This window comes from Venenivibrio stagnispumantis (assembly GCF_900182795.1).
Classification (GTDB): Bacteria; Aquificota; Aquificia; order Aquificales; family Hydrogenothermaceae; genus Venenivibrio; species Venenivibrio stagnispumantis.
Window position 1 is genome coordinate 1 of sequence record NZ_FXTX01000011.1, and the last position, 12942, is coordinate 12942.

The 12942-nt window shown below is 30.9% G+C and carries 14 protein-coding genes; 5 read left to right on the forward strand and 9 right to left on the reverse strand.

Features of this window, described 5'->3' with window-relative positions:
- The 3 genes from QOR43_RS05085 to QOR43_RS05095 form a co-directional block, all read left to right on the forward strand.
- Positions 1–736: zinc ribbon domain-containing protein (locus QOR43_RS05085; RefSeq protein ID WP_283571441.1), on the forward strand; the 736-nt coding region annotated here is incomplete at its 5' end.
- Positions 723–1904, forward strand: a complete 1182-nt coding sequence (locus QOR43_RS05090) for a potassium channel family protein (RefSeq protein ID WP_283571442.1) — start codon at positions 723–725, stop codon at positions 1902–1904. The genes QOR43_RS05085 and QOR43_RS05090, both read left to right, overlap by 14 nt.
- Before the next feature lies 1 nt (position 1905).
- Positions 1906–2262, forward strand: coding sequence for a DUF6394 family protein (locus QOR43_RS05095; RefSeq protein WP_265133819.1), 357 nt, complete (start codon positions 1906–1908; stop codon positions 2260–2262).
- Here QOR43_RS05095 and lptB read toward each other — a convergent pair.
- The 7 genes from lptB to QOR43_RS05130 are packed head-to-tail and all read right to left on the reverse strand — an operon-like array spanning position 2259 to position 7753.
- Positions 2259–2990 (reverse strand): LPS export ABC transporter ATP-binding protein, encoded by a 732-nt coding sequence (lptB, locus tag QOR43_RS05100; RefSeq protein WP_265133818.1) that lies wholly within the window; start codon positions 2988–2990, stop codon positions 2259–2261. The two genes, QOR43_RS05095 and lptB, sit on opposite strands and share 4 nt — an antisense overlap.
- A complete protein-coding gene (locus QOR43_RS05105) occupies positions 2987–4183 on the reverse strand; it encodes an aminotransferase class I/II-fold pyridoxal phosphate-dependent enzyme (RefSeq protein ID WP_265133817.1) in 1197 nt (398 codons plus the stop codon). Before QOR43_RS05105 ends, lptB begins: the two co-directional genes overlap by 4 nt.
- Positions 4184–4223: 40 nt before the next feature.
- Positions 4224–5555 (reverse strand): LysM peptidoglycan-binding domain-containing protein, encoded by a 1332-nt coding sequence (locus QOR43_RS05110; protein WP_265133816.1) that lies wholly within the window; start codon positions 5553–5555, stop codon positions 4224–4226.
- Entirely contained in the window at positions 5533–5805 is a 273-nt protein-coding gene (locus QOR43_RS05115) for an acylphosphatase (protein ID WP_265133815.1), read from the reverse strand. The genes QOR43_RS05110 and QOR43_RS05115 overlap by 23 nt, the downstream gene beginning before the upstream one ends.
- A 4-nt stretch (positions 5806–5809) precedes the next feature.
- The gene (gene mobB, locus QOR43_RS05120; RefSeq protein ID WP_265133814.1) at positions 5810–6295 is read right to left on the reverse strand and encodes a molybdopterin-guanine dinucleotide biosynthesis protein B; all 486 of its coding nucleotides are present in this window, start codon (positions 6293–6295) and stop codon (positions 5810–5812) included.
- 2 nt (positions 6296–6297) lie between these two features.
- Positions 6298–7137: an acetyl-CoA carboxylase, carboxyltransferase subunit beta gene (gene accD / locus QOR43_RS05125; protein ID WP_265133813.1), complete on the reverse strand. Its 840-nt coding sequence runs from the start codon at positions 7135–7137 to the stop codon at positions 6298–6300.
- 1 nt (position 7138) lies between these two features.
- A complete protein-coding gene (locus tag QOR43_RS05130) occupies positions 7139–7753 on the reverse strand; it encodes a purine nucleoside phosphorylase YfiH/LACC1 family protein (protein WP_265133812.1) in 615 nt (204 codons plus the stop codon).
- A gap of 44 nt (positions 7754–7797) precedes the next feature.
- On the opposite strand from QOR43_RS05130, the gene purL reads away from it, so the two are divergent.
- Positions 7798–10047, forward strand: coding sequence for a phosphoribosylformylglycinamidine synthase subunit PurL (gene purL, locus QOR43_RS05135; RefSeq protein ID WP_265133811.1), 2250 nt, complete (start codon positions 7798–7800; stop codon positions 10045–10047).
- Positions 10037–11017, forward strand: coding sequence for an MBL fold metallo-hydrolase (locus QOR43_RS05140; protein ID WP_265133810.1), 981 nt, complete (start codon positions 10037–10039; stop codon positions 11015–11017). Before purL ends, QOR43_RS05140 begins: the two co-directional genes overlap by 11 nt.
- Here the strand turns inward: QOR43_RS05140 and waaF are convergent.
- On the reverse strand, positions 10989–11993 hold the full coding sequence (gene waaF / locus QOR43_RS05145; RefSeq protein ID WP_265133809.1) for a lipopolysaccharide heptosyltransferase II: 1005 nt from the start codon (positions 11991–11993) through the stop codon (positions 10989–10991). The two genes, QOR43_RS05140 and waaF, sit on opposite strands and share 29 nt — an antisense overlap.
- Positions 11990–12934, reverse strand: coding sequence for an acetyl-CoA carboxylase carboxyltransferase subunit alpha (locus tag QOR43_RS05150; protein WP_265133808.1), 945 nt, complete (start codon positions 12932–12934; stop codon positions 11990–11992). Before QOR43_RS05150 ends, waaF begins: the two co-directional genes overlap by 4 nt.
- Between the last annotated feature and the right edge of the window lie 8 nt (positions 12935–12942).

Below are 12942 nucleotides of genomic sequence, written 5' to 3' on the forward strand. Positions count from 1 at the left end.
AATACAAAAAGAGATAGACAAAATAGAAAAGAAAATAGACCATATAGCAGATGATATACACACAACCACAAGCAAAAACCATAAAGAAAAACTACAAAACAGATTAAAACATCTATACAAAGAACAAAAAAGAAAACAAAGAAAGATAAAACAAATAAGAAAAGAGATACTAAACATATTCACAAACTGGATAATAGAATATGCAAAAATCTACAACATAAAGATAATAGCAATAGAGAAACTATCATTTAAAAAGATACCGGATTGGCAAAGCAGTAAAGCAATAAAAAGATTTACAGAATGGTTTTACAGCAAGATAAAAGATAAACTCCAATACAAAGCAAAGTTAAAAGGTATAAGAATATTAGAAATACAGCCATCATATACATCTCAATATTGTCATAAATGCAATAAAAAAGCAAAAGCAGACAGATTAACAATTAAATGTGAATGTGGAAAATATGATAGAGATTATAATGCAAGTGTAAATATAGGGAAAAGAGCAATAAAGATAATAAATAGAATAAGAGCTGGCAAGTCAAAATCCGGAGAGTATAACTCAAAGGATACTCCTGCCAGAAATCCGTCTCGTCAGGGGCTTGCCAGTTTTACCGGTCTAATATCAGTATTACCATTAACTATACTTGTAGCATATAGCAGTTTAGTAGAAATCTCGGCAATAAAACTCAAAAGACTAATCAAATGGATAGATACACGAAATTATGGATATGGATAGATGGGACGGTTATAAAAAAAAGAAAAAAAAGAAAAAAATTCCCCATTACGGAGATGTAAAACCCAAAAATTATAGGGCAGTTTATGAGGAAAAGTTTTATAACATTCTATTAAGACTTAGATATCCGGCTATGATTATCATTTTCGCCACCGGATTTGGTGTTTTGGCGATGATGATAATCAACAATCAAACAGATGGAACACATGTATTAAATTTTTTATTTCATACTGTTATATCTATATCCACAGTAGGATATACAGAAGGCTATACGGAAAATATTGAGATAAATAGACTCTTTTCTGTTCTATATTTGATAATCTTTTTCCCTCTTGCTTACTATTTTGGACTTGCGATGGCGATTAATGTATTTTTGCAAAGCAATCTACCTACTATTTATAAATATTGGAGGATGTATAAAGCTATGGAAAAATTAACAGGACATTATATTATTTGCGGATTTAATGAGATAACAAAAGAAGTTATAAAAAATCTCAAAAAAAGGGGCTTTAAAGTAGTCCTTATAGAACCAAACAACTCAAAGGAAAAAGAGATAATTGATTTTGGTGTTGAGTATTTTGTTTTTGATGAACCTCACAAAAGAAGTGTGTTGCTTGGTGTTGGAATAGAAAAGGCAAAAGGTTTAATAACAGCATTTGAGGAAAATACTCAAGATTTGGCAGTAATCGTTACTGCAAGACTGATAAGACCTGATAAAGATGAGTTTTATATAATTTCAACTGCTACAAACGAAGGTGCCGGTGAAAAAATGAAACTTTTGGGAGCAAATGAGGTAATCGTTCCTAATGCAACAATAGGAAGAAGAATCACTTCCTTAGTCCTTCATCCACCATCTCCTACAATATCAAGATTTTTAGAACAGATAGCTTATGGAGAGAGAACTGATATTGATATAATGGAGATAAAAATATCAGAAAATTCAAAACTTATAGGAAAAACCTTAAAAGATATAAAAATGAGACAGGAGACAGGAGCCACAATTGTTGCAATTATCAGGGAAGATGGAAAAATGAAAATAGCTCCTTCTGGTGATACAGAAATTAAAATAGGCGATTCTTTACTTGTTTTAGGACATCCTAAGGCATTAAAAAGAGCCCAGCAGTTCTTTGAAGAATTTGAAGAAGAAAATCAACATCAAGAGGTAGGATAAAATGATAAAATGGGGAAAAGTTTGGTCTGATTTTTTCATTGTTCTTGCTTTAACAAGTAATATAGGATTTATATTCAGTGAAGACCCTTATCAACTTGTTATTGCTATTACAGTAAATCTAATTGCTACTGTTTTAAAATTTGGAGCTAAAAAGATATTGACTGCAGAAATGCTTTCAGCTTCATTAGTTGCTGATTTACATCTTATACCTGCAACTTTATTATATTTCACAGGAACACATCTACCTCTTGCAAAAGCTCTTGCTATAGGTGCTGCCGTTGCAAATGTTATATCAATTGTTCTTTTAATTGTTGAGATTGTTTTTGAATATAGAAGAGAAGAAGAAGAGAGATTTTAACTAAGTTTAAAATCTTCTCCGAGAAATATTTTTTTCACATCAGGGTCTTCTACTATTTTTGTAGGAGTTCCCTCTGCTATTACTTTTCCATGGGCTATGATATATGCCCTGTCGGTTGTTTTTAATGTTTCCCTTACATTATGGTCTGTTATTATTACACCTATATCTCTTTCTACAACGGCTTTTATAAGATTATTTATCTCTTTTACAGAAATTGGGTCTACACCGGCAAAAGGTTCATCCAAAAGTAAAAATGAAGGATTTGTTATTAATGTTCTGGCTATTTCTAATCTTCTTCTTTCTCCACCGGATAATGTTCCTGCTTTTTGATTTTTAAGATGATATATATCAAACTCTTTAAGTAGTTCTTCTGCTTTTTCATAAATTTGGGATTCTGTTAAATCTTGAAATTCAAGAAATATAGTTAGATTTTCTAAAACAGTTAAATCCCTAAATATAGAAGGTTCTTGAGGCAAAAAAGATAATCCTTTTAAAGCTCTTTTATAAACCGGTAAATAAGTTATCTCTTCTTCATCTATCAAAACTTTACCATTATCAGGTTTTATAAACCCAAGTATTATTTTAAAGGTAGTAGTCTTACCTGCACCATTTGGCCCAAGTAAGCCTACTATCTCTCCCTGTTTTATATAAAGTGAGATATCATCTACGGCTACTTTTTCTTTATATCTTTTTTTTATATTTTCAAGTTTTAAAACAGAAGCTTTCATTGTTTAAATAATTTTTTCATATTTGAGATAGCCTGTCTTATTCTTTTTTCATTTTCTACAACTGCAAATCTTACATATCCTTCACCATGTTCTCCAAAACCAACTCCCGGAGCAACTGCAACTTTTGCCTCGGTTATAAGCATTTTACTGAATTCAATTGAGCCAAGGTGAGCAAATTTTTCCGGTATTTTTGCCCATAAAAACATGGTAGCTTTTGGTTTTTCTACTTTCCAACCTATTCTATTTAATCCTTGCACAAGAACATCTAATCTTTTACTATAAATATCTCTTGCTTTTTCTACAACAGAGTAATCTCCTTCTAATGCTACTATACTTGCCACTTGTATAGGTGTAAATGTCCCATAATCAAAATAACTTTTTAATCTTTTTAAGTTATAAACAAGAGTTTCATTTCCTACTAAAAATCCAACTCTCCAACCGGCCATAGAAAAGCCTTTGGTCATGGAGTATGTTTCTGCTGCTATATCTTTTGCTCCTTCTACTTGAAGAATACTTGGAGCTTTATATCCATCAAAACATAAATCTCCATAAGCAAGGTCGTGGACTATCCACATTCCTTTTTTCTTTGCAAATTTTATAACTTCTTTAAAGAAATCAATAGTCACTGTCATTGTTGTAGGGTTATTTGGAAAGTTTAGTATAAGGACTTTTGGCTCCGGATAACTATCTTCATAAGATTCATAAATATTTTTTAAAAATTGTTCTTGTTTTTCGTCATCTGTTCCTTCAAGAGGAAGTGGAACCGTTAAAACACTTGCTCCGGCAATAACCGGTGCATAATAATGAATAGGATATCTTGGGCTTGGAACTAATGCAATATCTCCCGGTTCAAGCATAGCAAGCATAAGATGGTCTATAGCTTCTTTTGAGCCTATTGTCATTATGGCTTCTGTTTCTGGGTCTATATCTACATCATATCTTTTTTTATAAAATTCTGCTATTGCTTTTCTAAGTCTTGGAATACCCTGTGACATTGAGTATCTATGAGAAGTTTTTTTCTTTGCAGCTTCACATAATTTATCTATAATATGTTGAGCCGGAGCCAAATCCGGATTTCCCATACCAAAATCTATAATATCTTCTCCTTCTTTTCTCATTTTAGCTTTTAGTTCATTAATAGTTGCAAAAACATAATGAGGTAATCTTTTAATCCGCGGAAATTCTTCAGGCATTCTTTCACTCCTTCTCAGTTTTTAAATTAAGTATTATACATCATTTGGGTAAAACTGCCAGTGGGTCTATCGGTGTTATACCTTTTCTAACTTCAAAATATAAACCACACATATCTGAATCTTTAATTTTACCAGTTTTACCTATTACATCACCTTTTTTAACCCTTTGTCCTATTTTCACATCTATATCATCTAAATATCCATAAACAGTAGTAAAACCATTTTCATGTCTTATTACTACTATATTCCCAAAACCTTTAACATTATCTCCTGTATATATAACTTTTCCATCATAGGTCGCCACAACATCTTTTTTACATTCTGTTTTTATATCAAGTCCCAGATGTCTAATTTGCTCACTATTTTCAAATTTAGCAATTATATCACCTTTTACTGGCCATATGAATAGGTTTTCTGTAGGTAGAGATATTTCTTCTTCCTTAGGTTTTGTTTGAGGTGGTAATTTTTCAGCTTGTGGAATTTTTTCCACTTTTTCAGGAAGATTATTTTTCTCCGGTTTTTCTTCAGCAGTTTTTTTGCTTACTTCTATTGGTATTTTTATTCTTTCCCCTGCTTTTAAACTTTTTTCGCTTTTTAGATTATTTTCTTCTAAAATATCTTGTGGTGAAACATTAAATTTGTCTGCAATTTTTTGTAAAGTATCCCCTCTTTTTACTTTATAAATTACATAATCTTTTTCCGGTTTTTTCTCTAATTTTTTTGATAATTCTTCCGACTCAATACAGATAATCTGTCCTGCTTTGACTTTATCTGATTTTAGATTATTTAATTTTTTAAGCTGAGAAACAGAAACTTTAAATCTTCTTGCAATCTCTTTTAAAGATGTATCGTTTTTGGGATTATAAATAACATCACAGGAAGAGATTATATTTAAATTTTCTCTTGATTCTTTCTCTTCTCTTTCTGATTTTCTTGCTATACATACTTTTGTACCGGCTTTTAACCAGCTATTTCTATCTAAATTATTTAGTTTTTCAAGTTTTTCAACAGGAACACCGGTTCTTTTTGCTACATTTTCAAGTCTTCCACCTCTTTTTATCTCATAAATTTCACATTTAGACAAATCTACTTCAGATTTATTTTCCGTAGAACTTTCTTTTTTATTTTTTTTGGATTTTTCCTCTTCTTTTTGAGATTTTTTTGTAGGTATTTCTATTTTATCTCCGGCTCTTAATTTCCTTGGGTCTTTTATATTATTAGCTTTTAATATCTCTTCCTGTGAAACGCCAAATTTTTTTGATATTTTCTCTATAGTATCTCCTTTTTTAACTTCGTAAGTTTCGGCAAAAGATAAAGTTGTTAATGATAAAACTGCAATTAGTCCTCTTTTAATACTCAATTTTAAATTCATTATATCCTCCTTCTTTATCAAGAAATTCATATCTTAAACCATTTACAGATGCAAGTGGTGGCCCTTCTTCTATTGCTTCCATAAATGCTTTTAATACTTCTTCATCTCCTTCTGCCATCACTTCCACAGTCCCATCTGCAAGATTCCTAACAAATCCTTTTACTCCAAATTCATCGGCTTTATTTTTTACAAATCTTCTAAATCCTACACCCTGAACTCTTCCGGCAAATATGATGTGTAATAAAGCCATTTTTTCACCTCTTTAAATATTTATCTTTAATATAATCAATAAATTCTTTCGGATTGTTTATATCAAATTTTAATGGGTAATCATAATAATCTGTTATAACACCTGTTATATCTTTAACCAATAAATCTCTATTTTCTTCTTTTCTTATTACCTCATATTTATCTATATTTGGGTATGCTTTAAAGCCTTCTATTAGAACCATATCTACATCTTTATCTATATAATTATATATATCTTCTAAATTATAATCTTTAACTCTCACAAATATAGACAATCTTTCCGGTGAGGCTATAATTACCTGTTTTGCTCCTGCCTGATAAATTTTGTAGCTATCTTTACCTTCTGTATCTGTTTTTGCTTTTCCTTTTGGGTCATGTTTAATAACTGCTATATTATACCCTTCTTCTGTAAGAATATTTACCACTTTCTCCAAGAAAGTTGTTTTTCCGCTATTGTGTGCTCCTACTATAGCTATAACCGGAAATTTCATATTTACTGCCTGTGGGTATGTTTTAATATTGTATAAATTGTTTTTTTCAAATTTTTTCTATCAACAACCATATCTATCTGTCCTTTTTCAAGTAAAAATTCTGATTTTTGAAATCCTTCCGGAAGTTGTTGTTTTATTGTCTGTTCTATTACCCTTGGCCCTGCAAAACCTATTAAACTTTCCGGCTCTGCTATTATTACATCTCCGAGAAAAGCAAAACTTGCAGAAACTCCTCCCATTGTAGGGTCTGTCAAGACAGAGATATATGGAAGTTTAGCTTTATTTAATCTATCTATGGATATTGCTGTTTTTGCCATCTGCATTAATGAAAGTATACTTTCCTGCATTCTTGCTCCACCGGATGCTGCCACAGAGATAAAAGGTATTTTCTTTTGTATAGCAAACTCAACACCTCTTACAAATTTTGCTCCAACAGCACTTCCCATACTTCCGCCCATAAAATTAAAATCCATAGAAGCAATAACAACTTCTTTATCTATCATCTTTCCATTTGCTATTATAATTGCATCTTCCAAACCGGTTTTTTCTTTTGCCTCTTTTAATCTATCTTTATATTTTTTTGTATCTTTGAAATTTAAAACATCTACCGGTTTAATTTTTGGGAATAAATCATAAGAGTAAATCTCATCAAGTAATAAATCTACCCTTTCTTTTGCATTCATTCTAAATGCATATCCACAATGGGGACATATCTTTTGATTTTTTATTAAATCTTCACTAAATAGTAATGTTTTACATTTTTCGCATTTTATCCATTCGCCTTCTTTAATAATAACTTTTCTTTTACCTTTTAATTTATCTAAAATATCTTTAAATCCCATATTAATCTCCTATCCATGCAAATGTTAAAATTCTTTCTTCTATATCTTTATTTCTGTATGAAAAATAATTACAGCTACATTTTGTGCATTCTTCAGTATCAATAATTTCTACATTTTTTAATTTTTCCTTTGCTATATCCTGTAAAGATAAATATATCTTGCTGTTAGATATTGTAAAAAATTTTTTAGATATATTCAAGCTATTTATAAAATCTTGACTAACTTCGTAACAGCAACTTCTTATACTTGCTCCGATAAAAGCTTTTAACTTTTTTTCTTTAAATAAATTTAAACTATTTTCTATTATTCCATTAAATAATCCTTTCCAGCCGGCATGGATAACAGCAATCTCATTGCTTGAGAAAATTACAATCGGCATACAATCTGCTGTTAAAACTCCTATCGGTTTATATTTTTTATCTGTAAATATTCCATCGCTTTCTACCGGAATATTTTCCAAAGTGGTAATAATATTTGTATGTTTTTGATTTGGAACTACTATATCATCAAATCCAAACTTTTTTGCAAGATTTATCCGGTTTTCTTTGATTTTAAAATTTCCATCTTTTTTTTCTGTCCAAACTATATTTGTTTTTCCAAAAGTTAATCTTTTCATAATATAATATTATCTTACAATTTTTGATAGGAGTAAATGGTAAAATGGAAGAAAAATTGTTATCTGCCCACGGATTAAATATTCAGGAGTATAAAAGAATTATAGAATTAATAGGTAGAGAGCCTAATGAAGTAGAACTTGGAGTTTTTGGAGCTTTATGGAGCGAGCATTGCTCTTATAAATCTTCCAAACCATTTTTAAAAGTTTTTCCTACAAAAGCTCCATGGGTATTACAGGGGCCGGGAGAAAATGCAGGAGTAGTCGAAATAGATGAAAATGTAGCAGTAGTATTTAAAGTAGAAAGCCATAATCATCCTTCTTATATAGAGCCATTTCATGGTGCTGCTACCGGTGTTGGTGGAATAATAAGAGATATATTATCTATGGGAGCAAGACCGATAGCATTGGCAGATAGTTTAAGATTTGGAGATTTGAGAAATGATGGAAAAAGAAAAGGAATAAAAGATACAAAACCTATATTAAAAAGGGTTGTTGAAGGAATAGGCTTTTACGGTAATTGTATAGGAGTGCCTACTGTAGCAGGAGAAACGGTATTTGATGAAGTATATGCAGGAAACCCTCTTGTTAATGCTTTTTGTCTTGGAATATTAAAAAAGGATAAGATATATAGGGCAAGGGCAACAAAAATAGGTCAAAAACTTGTTATGGTTGGCTCTTCTACCGGAAGAGATGGAATTCATGGAGCTACAATGGCATCTGCTGAATTCTCTGCTGAAACAGAATCAAAAAGACCAAATGTTCAGATAGGAGACCCATTTTTCGGAAAAAGATTAATAGAAGCAACCCTTGAGGTTATGGAAAAAAATCTAATAGCCGGATGTCAGGATTTTGGAGCAGCAGGACTTGCAGGCTCAACATCAGAATTTGGTGCAAAATCCAAAATGGGTGTAAATGTTTATCTTGAAAATGTTCCCCTCAGAGAAGAAGGTATGACTCCTTATGAGATATTACTTTCAGAATCACAAGAAAGAATGCTTTATGCAGTAGATGAAGAAAATGTAGAAGAAGTTATAAAAATAGCCAAAAAACACGGCTTAGAAGCAGCAGTGATAGGAGAAACAACCGAAGGAAATAGATTAAAAGTATATTACAAAGACCAGATAGTTGTTGATTTACCTATATCTGCGATAGTAGATGATGCACCGGTATATGATAGACCGAGAAAAGAGCCATCTTATCTAAAAAAAGTAAAATCTTTTAACCAAGATGAACTACCGAAAGTAGATTTAAAAGAAGCTATAACAAAAATAATATCTTCTTTAAATATAGCAGATAAAAGCTGGGTTTATAGCCAGTATGACCACGAAGTTGGAACAAATACGGTAGTTAAACCCGGTAGCGATGCTGCAATAATTAGATTAAAATGGCCTGCAAGACCGGAGCTTTACTCTGAAAAAGCGATTGCAATATCTTCCGATGGAAATGGAAAATGGGTTTATTTAGACCCTTATGAAGGTGGAAAAAGAGTAGTAACAGAAAGTATAAGAAATTTATATGTATCCGGAGCAAAACCTCTTGCAATTACGGATTGTATAAACTGGGGAAATCCGGAAAATCCTGAGATATTATGGCAACTTGAACAAGCAACAAAAGGCATGGCAAAAGCCTGTGAAGAACTAAACACACCGGTAATAGGTGGAAATGTATCTTTATATAATGAAACAGTTTTAGAAGATAAAAGAATAAATATCTATCCAACACCTGTCGTAGTAGCAGTAGGAGTATTAGACAAACCTGAATATGCTATCCCCTCATTTTATCAATCAGAAGGAAATTATATTGCAATCGTAGGAGAAATTGATAAAAAACCAAATATAGCAGGAAGTGAGTTTTTAAAAGAAATTCACGGAAAAGTAGCCGGTGATATTGGAGAAACAAACCTAACCGTAGAGAAAAAATTATTATCATTTATCTTAAGCAATAGAGAATATATAAAATCTGCCCATGATGTGTCAGATGGTGGATTAATTACAGCTCTCTTAGAGCCTGCATTTGAAAAAGATTTAGGTATTGATATAACAATTAATACTCCTTACAGAGAAGATTTTGAGCTATTTGATGAGCTTCGCAGTATTATAGTAATCTCTATATCAGAAAAAGATATTTCAAAACTTGAAGAAGAAGCCAAAAAAAATGAGATAGGATTTAGAATAATCGGAAAAATTACAGATGATAAAAAATTCAAACTAAAAATTAATGATATACAAATAGAAGAAGATATAAGAAAGCTAAAACAGCTTTGGAAAGAAGGATTTAAAAAATATGTCATCTAAGGTAAAACATAGACTCATTAATGATAAATTTGAAGACCCGGGTATATTAATAGAGATACCTACCCTTGGCGAATATATCCTTTTTGATATAGGAAATATTTATAACATAGACAAGGAAATTATAAAAAAATTAAGCAAAATATTTATCACCCATACCCATATGGACCATTTTATCGGTTTTGATTATATGTTAAGATTAAAACTTGGAAAACCCCAAACAGTTGAGATTTTTGGAATAAATCCACTTTCTTATAATGTATACTCAAAACTTCAAGGATACACATGGAACCTTGTAGATTTAGAACCACAGATAATTTTTAAAGTAAAACAGCTAAATCAAAATATTTATGAAAGTTATCAATTTGATATAAAGAAAAAATTCCAAAAAGAGCTTATAAAAATAGAGCCGGTAAAAGATAATATAATTTATGAAAATGAGTATTATGCTGTAAAGTATGCAGTTTTAGACCATAAAATAGATATTCTCGGATATAGTTTTGAGTATAAAGATAGATTATTGCTAAAAAAAGAAAAGATACAGAATCTACCATTAAAGGGAAAAGAAGTAGGAGATTTTAAAAAATTTTTGCAAGATGAAAATAATAAAGACAAATATTTTAAAATAGGTGATAAAAATTATAGCTGGCAGGAGCTTAGAGAAGAGTTTAGCTACATCCAAAAAGGAATAAAAATATCTTATATCACAGATGTGATTTATCATGAAAAAAATAAAGAAAAGATTATCCAGCTTGTTAAAGATTCAGATTATCTATATTGTGAAGCAGTATTTTTAGAAAGGGATAAAGAACAGGCAGAGAAAGTGTATCATCTAACAACAAAACAGACAGCAGAAATAGCAAAAGAAGCAAATGTAAAAAATTTGATAGTGTTTCATTTTTCAAGAAGATACGGAAAAAATAAAGAGCTTATAATGAATGAGATTAAAAAATATTTTGAAAATGTGAGCTGATTTTTTCAATAACCATAGAAGGGGTTATTTTTTCCATACATTCATGGGTAGATATAGGGCATTTATCAGAACCATGTAAACCACAGGGTCTGCAAGGAAGGTCTTTTATTTCCACAACTACACCATTTCTATAAGGATAAAATCCAAAATCCGTTATTGTAGGCCCATATATATCTATTACCGGTGTATTGAAAGCTACTGCCATATGAACCGGTGCAGAATCATTAGAAATAAGAAGTTTTGCATTTTTAATAATTGAGAAAGTTTCTCTTAATGTTGTTTTACCTACCAAATTAATAACATTTCTTTTTACTTTTTTCAGTATTTCTTCTGTAAATTCTTCATCTTCTTTTGAGCCAATTAAAACTATATTTTGACCTTCATAAGATAATATATCTATAACTTCTGCAAAACCTTTTGCAGTCCATCTTTTTGTTGCCCATTTTGAACCAGGGGCTATCACAATATAATCTTTTTCTACCAATTTAAATTTCGTAAAATATTTTTCCTCTTCTTCATCTAAAAATATCTGTGGTATATCTATTATTTTTTTTTCATCATACTCAGGAAGAAATTTTAATAATGATAGATTTCTTATTATCTCATGGGTTCCATCAAACCTATGTATAGCTTTATCTGTATATAAAAATGAAAATCCGGCTTTATCAAAACCTATTCTTTTCGGTATTCTTGCCAAAAATAAAGAATAAGAAGCCCTATGGGAGCGGTGGGGAGATATAGCTATATCAAATTTTTCTTTATAAAGAGTTTTGATAAGATTTAGGGTAGATTGTTTATTTTTATCAAAAATTATAAGCTTATCAAGATATGGATTATTTTTAAATACATCCTTTCCAAAAGGTTTTGAGATAAGATATATTTTGCTTTCTTTATATATATTTTTTAATGAAGCAATCAGAGGTGTAGTAAGTATTAAATCACCTAAGAATGCTGTTTGCCATACTACTATTTTCATTTGGTAGTAAATTTACCCATAGAATAAAATTTTGCCTGTCTTCTTTCTACAAGTTCATTTTTTGGAATATTCATAACGATTTTTAGATTGTCCCTTAAAGCTCTTCTTAATATTCTATACATCTTTTCCGGCTGAAGATGGGCACCACCCAAAGGCTCTTTTACTATCTGGTCTATTACTCCAAGTTCTAATAAATCTTTTGCTGTTATCTTTAAACTTTCTGCTGCAACAGGTGCTTGCTCTGCTGATTTAAATAATATAGAAGCACATCCTTCCGGTGAGATTACAGAATATATTGCATTTTCAAGCATTAATATTCTATCTGCAACACCAAGAGCTAATGCTCCACCGCTTCCACCTTCTCCTATTACAGTAGCAATAATAGGTGTTTCTAAATCTCCCATAACTGCAAGACTCTCTGCTATTGCCTGTGATTGTCCTCTCTCTTCTGCCCCTATTCCCGGATATGCTCCCGGAGTATCTATAAATGTTATAACCGGTAAACCAAATTTCTCAGCAAGCTTCATAACCCTGATCGCTTTTCTATATCCTTCCGGATGAGGCATTCCAAAATTTCTTTCTATCTTTTCTTTTGTATCCCTACCTTTTTCATGTCCTATAACAACAACAGACTGTCCTTCAAAAGAAGCAAATCCTGCAATAATTGCTTTATCATCTGCATATCTTCTATCACCGTGAAGTTCAACAAAATCTGTAAATAGATGGTTTATATAATCTATTGTATGAGGTCGCTTAGGATGTCTTGCAAGCTGAACCCTTTCCCAAGCAGTAAGCCTACTCATTTTTTCTCTTGTTAATTTTTTAAACTCTTTTCTAAGTTCAACAAGCTCCTTTATATATTTTGTTTCCCCTTTGTTTATTTTTTCTCTAAGGACTGCTATTTTTTCTGATAAAGCTTCTATTTTTTTATCTATATCCATCTAACTTC

Bases quoted from the DNA above. Each gene is read 5' to 3' on its own strand.
- lptB (WP_265133818.1), bottom strand. From the start codon at position 2,990: ATGAAAGCTTCTGTTTTAAAACTTGAAAATATAAAAAAAAGATATAAA.
- QOR43_RS05110 (WP_265133816.1), bottom strand. From the start codon at position 5,555: ATGAATTTAAAATTGAGTATTAAAAGAGGACTAATTGCAGTTTTATCA.
- purL (WP_265133811.1), top strand. From the start codon at position 7,798: ATGGAAGAAAAATTGTTATCTGCCCACGGATTAAATATTCAGGAGTAT.
- QOR43_RS05115 (WP_265133815.1), bottom strand. From the start codon at position 5,805: ATGGCTTTATTACACATCATATTTGCCGGAAGAGTTCAGGGTGTAGGA.
- accD (WP_265133813.1), bottom strand. From the start codon at position 7,137: ATGGGATTTAAAGATATTTTAGATAAATTAAAAGGTAAAAGAAAAGTT.
- waaF (WP_265133809.1), bottom strand. From the start codon at position 11,993: ATGAAAATAGTAGTATGGCAAACAGCATTCTTAGGTGATTTAATACTT.
- QOR43_RS05140 (WP_265133810.1), top strand. From the start codon at position 10,037: ATGTCATCTAAGGTAAAACATAGACTCATTAATGATAAATTTGAAGAC.
- QOR43_RS05095 (WP_265133819.1), top strand. From the start codon at position 1,906: ATGATAAAATGGGGAAAAGTTTGGTCTGATTTTTTCATTGTTCTTGCT.
- QOR43_RS05105 (WP_265133817.1), bottom strand. From the start codon at position 4,183: ATGCCTGAAGAATTTCCGCGGATTAAAAGATTACCTCATTATGTTTTT.
- QOR43_RS05150 (WP_265133808.1), bottom strand. From the start codon at position 12,934: ATGGATATAGATAAAAAAATAGAAGCTTTATCAGAAAAAATAGCAGTC.
- mobB (WP_265133814.1), bottom strand. From the start codon at position 6,295: ATGAAATTTCCGGTTATAGCTATAGTAGGAGCACACAATAGCGGAAAA.
- QOR43_RS05130 (WP_265133812.1), bottom strand. From the start codon at position 7,753: ATGAAAAGATTAACTTTTGGAAAAACAAATATAGTTTGGACAGAAAAA.
- QOR43_RS05090 (WP_283571442.1), top strand. From the start codon at position 723: ATGGATATGGATAGATGGGACGGTTATAAAAAAAAGAAAAAAAAGAAA.